Genomic DNA, 255 nt, shown 5'->3' with positions numbered 1-255 from the left:
ACCAATATTGGCAGAGTGACATTAGTTATTATCAAGTCAATGGCATCTATTATTACCTCACTTTTATTGTAGATGCTTATACGCGTCATATAGTGGGCCACCACACCTCTAAAAGGCTATTAACAACTCATACCACCATTCCAGCCTTACAAATGGCCATCAAGCTTCGAAAAAAGAAAAGATTTGATGAATTAGTACTTCACTCCGATGGAGGTGGTCAATATTATGCCAAGGAGTTTTTACGAATTACTCAAA

1 protein-coding gene is annotated in these 255 nt (G+C 37.3%); it reads left to right on the top strand.

The window, feature by feature from the left end:
• The coding region (locus EWU23_RS13885) for a DDE-type integrase/transposase/recombinase (protein WP_166233209.1) at window positions 1–255 on the top strand (255 nt) is incomplete at both ends.

The sequence above is a fragment of the Aquirufa beregesia genome (genome assembly GCF_011090385.1).
Taxonomy (GTDB): Bacteria; Bacteroidota; Bacteroidia; order Cytophagales; family Spirosomataceae; genus Aquirufa; species Aquirufa beregesia.
Note: the sequence above shows the minus strand (reverse complement) of the source record. Positions and strands in the feature narration are given on the sequence as shown.